At 31.8% G+C, this 4,292-nt stretch carries 6 protein-coding genes; 3 read left to right on the forward strand and 3 right to left on the reverse strand.

Features of this window, described 5'->3' with window-relative positions; genetic code table 11:
• On the forward strand, positions 1-190 hold a 190-nt coding region (locus Q0K54_RS10550), incomplete at its 5' end, for a P-loop NTPase (protein WP_294581086.1).
• 192 nt (positions 191-382) lie between these two features.
• On the opposite strand, the gene Q0K54_RS10555 is transcribed toward Q0K54_RS10550, so the two are convergent.
• The gene (locus tag Q0K54_RS10555) at positions 383-631 is read right to left on the reverse strand and encodes an ACT domain-containing protein (protein WP_294581095.1); all 249 of its coding nucleotides are present in this window, start codon (positions 629-631) and stop codon (positions 383-385) included.
• 13 nt (positions 632-644) lie between these two features.
• Complete coding sequence (locus Q0K54_RS10560) at positions 645-782, reverse strand: hypothetical protein (protein ID WP_294581089.1); 138 nt, start codon at positions 780-782, stop codon at positions 645-647.
• A 176-nt stretch (positions 783-958) separates the two neighbouring features.
• On the opposite strand from Q0K54_RS10560, the gene mgtA reads away from it, so the two are divergent.
• Together mgtA and Q0K54_RS10570 are read left to right on the forward strand one after the other, a co-directional pair.
• Entirely contained in the window at positions 959-3,148 is a 2,190-nt protein-coding gene (mgtA, locus tag Q0K54_RS10565) for a magnesium-translocating P-type ATPase (RefSeq protein ID WP_294581091.1), read from the forward strand.
• A gap of 27 nt (positions 3,149-3,175) precedes the next feature.
• Positions 3,176-3,640 (forward strand): cation transporting ATPase C-terminal domain-containing protein, encoded by a 465-nt coding sequence (locus tag Q0K54_RS10570; protein WP_294581093.1) that lies wholly within the window; start codon positions 3,176-3,178, stop codon positions 3,638-3,640.
• Here Q0K54_RS10570 and Q0K54_RS13790 read toward each other — a convergent pair.
• Positions 3,615-4,025 carry a transposase gene (locus Q0K54_RS13790; RefSeq protein WP_374011459.1) on the reverse strand — a complete coding sequence of 137 codons (411 nt, stop codon included), beginning with the start codon at positions 4,023-4,025 and terminating at the stop codon, positions 3,615-3,617. The genes Q0K54_RS10570 and Q0K54_RS13790 overlap by 26 nt on opposite strands.
• Between the last annotated feature and the right edge of the window lie 267 nt (positions 4,026-4,292).

A 4,292-nucleotide genomic window follows, 5' to 3' on the forward strand; every position in this document is an offset into this window, starting at 1 on the left:
TGATTGTGGTAAAAAGATTTATGTTTTTGGAAAAAGTCATCTTGACAAGATTGCTCAAAAATATAATTTAAATATCTTAGGTCAATTACCATTAGATAGTACGCTAACGCAATTATCTGATATGGGGTTGATTGAAAATTTCTCAAGTGATTGGCTTGATGAGTTTGAAAAACAAATTGAAAATATCTAGAGTAGCCAAGCTACTCTAGTTTTATTTTAAGTTTCTGTAACAAATATTTACAAATTTTTACTTTTTAGACTACTTAAATTTAAACATTATCACTTTTTAATTAGCTTTTTTTACATTCAACAATCCCATTTTCTAAACCAAAATCCTAAAATTTGATTTATTAAAATAGTTAGAAAATAATCAGAAAGTTTATTATAACAATCCAGCTATTTCATTTTCATCATTTTTACAAATCGCATAGCCGGCTGCTTGTAATACTGTAAGGGCACGGTTTAAATTTTGAGATTTAACTAAAATATAATCAGTATTAAAAGTAGAAACGACAAAAATTCCAATTTCATTATCAGCCAGTATTTTTGTAATTTTGGCTAAAATCCCAATCAAAGAAAAATCAAGAATGCCATTGAGATAAAATCCCCGCCAGTTTTCTTCACAATTTATTGTAACAGCCGGTTTATCGTTTTTTTTTACAAACTAACGAAATTTCATCACAGGTTTTACTAATAAAATAAAAATCATGATTTAAATCAATTTCCTTAATATCCAATACTTGGCAAATAATCAGTTCATCTGGTAATACTTTTATTTCCATAAACACCATCCTTTAGTTTCACACCCATTATAGCATAAGTGCTTTTATAATTAGTATTATCGATTAATAAATTAATTGGTAATACTAAAGACAAAGCAAGAAAAAAGCAAGATTTTAGATTCTAATAAAAATCAATAACTATGATATGATAATAATGATTCAGGAGGGCAAGAGCAATGAAAAATAGCGAGATGATTCATCAACAGGTTTTACACTATGCCTATACAGATAAAGACAAACTTTTTCAAGATTTTCATATCAGTGAAACTGGTTATAATGATGAACAAGTAAAAAATAGTCTTGATGAGTATGGCCAAATTACTTTTGAAGGTCAAAATAATGATACGATATTATATCGATTACGACGGGCTTTTATTAATCTTTTTACCGTTATCTTAATGGTCTTAGTATTAATTTCATTTGTAACCGATGTTCTTTTAAGTTCTAATTTTAGTCGTAACATGACGACTGTAATTATAATTTTATGTATGATCTTAATCAGCGGTATCATTCGGTTTATTCAAGAAATGCGTTCAAAAAAAATAGCTGATCATCTTGCTAGTTTATTGCATTCAACCGTCATGGTCAAAAGAAATGGCAAATGGATTACTATCGCCTCTTCTAAATTAGTTGTTGGCGATATGATCAAAGTGTTTTCAGGTGATCGTATTCCTGGTGATATCCGTTTAATCAAAACCAATGATTTATTTGTCTCACAATCAATTATTACCGGTGAAAGTGATATCCTAGAAAAAGATAGTCAAACAATGACTCTTAAAAATCCCCAATCATATAGTGAGTATCATAATATTGCTTTTATGAGTTCAATAGTTACTGGTGGCAGTGGGATTGGTATTGTTTTAGCACTAGGACGCAGCAGTGTATATGGCGGATTTTCTAAAACTAAATTTAATCGAAAAAATGGTTTTGATCAAGGTGCTAATTCGATTGCCTGTGTTTTAATTCGTTTTATGATCATTTTAGTACCGATTGTTTTTATTGCCTGTGGTCTAACTAAAGGAAACTGGGCATCGGCATTTTTATTTGCTTTATCGATTGCAGTTGGCCTAACCCCAGAAATGTTACCAATGGTTAGTACAGCCTGCTTAGCTAAAGGAAGTGCAACCTTAAGTCAAAAACAGACATTAGTAAAAAATATTAATGCGATGCAGGGTTTTGGAAGCATGGATGTTTTATGTGTTGACAAAACTGGAACCTTAACTGGTGACACTATTTTGTTAGAGTATTATATGGATATTTTGGGAAACGAAAATCATGAAGTTTTAGATTTTGCTTATTTAAATAGTTTATATCATAATGGAATAACCAATCATCTAGATAGTGCAATCTTACAATATCAAAAGATGCCTGGCAAAGAAGAACATTTTAAAAAGCTAACGAACAGCTACCAAAAAATTGATGTTCTGCCTTTTGATTATAAACGAAAGCTAGTTAGTGTTTTAGTTAATAATAATCAAGAAAATTTAATTATCGTTAAAGGTGCTGTTGACGAAGTTTATCAACGTTGCAGTTATGTTGAATATCAAGGAAATATAAATACTATTGATGCTAATAATACTACTAGTGTTCATGCTGTTATTGATGATATGTTAGAAGATGGTATGAAAGTTTTAGCAGTTGCCTATAAGCCAACAAAACAACAGCACTTAGATATTGATGATGAACATGATCTTATTTTAATGGGATATTTAGCTTTTTTTGATGCTCCAAAAAGAACTGCTACAGCTGCTATCAGCAAACTAAAAAAACTGCATGTTGATATTAAAGTATTAACTGGTGACCACCGGGATATTGCTATATCAATTTGTCGCCGTTTAGGCATCGATACGAAAAATATTCTAACTGGTCAGCAATTAGCCAGTTTAGCGGAAGATATTAAAGATATTCAAATTGAAAAAACAACAATTTTTGCTGAATTATCACCAAAACAAAAAGCACTGATTGTTTCTATCTTACAATCAAATGGTCATACTGTTGGTTTCATGGGTGATGGTATCAATGATGCTGCAGCAATGAAAGCTGCAGATATTGGAATTTCAGTTGATACCGCGGTAGATATTGCCAAAGAATCCGCTGATATTATCTTGTTAGAAAAGAATTTAATGGTTTTAGAAGAAGGAATCATTGAAGGCCGTAAAACTTATGCCAATATGATCAAATATATTAAAATGACAGCATCATCAAATTTTGGAAATATGTTTTCAGTATTAGCAGCTTCTGCTTTATTGCCGTTTCTACCAATGATGAGCGTTCACCTAATTTTCTTAAATTTGATTTATGACTTATCTTGCAGTGCCATTCCTTGGGATAATGTTGATGAAGAATATTTAAAAACACCTCGATAATGGGATGCTTCTTCTGTAGGCAGCTTTATGATCTGGATTGGACCAACCAGCTCTATATTTGACTTTACCACATATATCTTTATGTATTTTGTATTCTGTCCGATGTTTGTTTCCAACGGCATTCTATATAATAATCTAGCTAATCATTTTAACGGTAATGAATTAGCTGCCATTCAAACAGCTTATGTAGCTATGTTTCAGGCGGGTTGGTTTGTTGAATCAATGTGGAGTCAAACTTTGGTAATTCATATGATTCGAACAACAAAAATACCATTTATTCAAAGCCATGCTTCATTGCCTTTAACTCTTTTAACATGTACTGGTATTATTATTTTAACCGTTATTCCATTTACCACTTTAGGTACCATGCTGGGATTTGTAGCTTTACCAGGAGCATATTTTATCTATTTGATACCTTGTATTCTTCTTTATATGATCCTTGCAACTAGCTTGAAAAAAGCTTATATCAAGCATTATGGTGAATTACTATAAAAAGACGGTTAGTTTCCTGAGAATAGAGTTTTTTAATCTGATATTGTCTGTGGACGAGAGCCTTAAGATCTTGATATCCATTTTTGTTTTCAAAGACAGAATCCGAAACATATCTGACATCATCATCAGTTCCAATGATGGTGCTGATGGTTTGAGCATCCAGAGGATCAGATTTGGATATATTATGGCTATCTCTCCATTTATTAACGAAATCAGTATTAAGCTGATGGATCTCTTCATCGCTGTTACAGTTTTCTTTAATAAAGCTATAGACATTAGTAGAATAGATACCAGTGACCTCCAAAGCAAAATAAGTGTGAAGACAGTGTGGATCACTGGAATACTTTCTCACAGTATTTAAAAACTCAGCAACATCAGCTCTAATGAACTTAAAAGATAATTTTTTTCTAAGGAAACGAGGTTTGACTGATCTTAATTAAGGGACAGCCACAACAGCAGCATCAGCCTCGCCTTCAGAGACACCACTGCCAACAAAACGATTGTAATCGTAATTTTTGATAAAATAATGACCTTCTTTCTCAAGTATGAAAATGGTTTTGAATTGCACCTCTAAATCAAGACAAACGCAACCTCGCAAATACGGAGACAAGTGAGAAACACTGCTGCAACAAACTCATTCGGGTATAAAGCA

Origin of the sequence: uncultured Thomasclavelia sp. (assembly GCF_944324745.1) — a bacterium.
Lineage (GTDB): Bacteria > Bacillota_I > Bacilli_A > Erysipelotrichales > Coprobacillaceae > Thomasclavelia.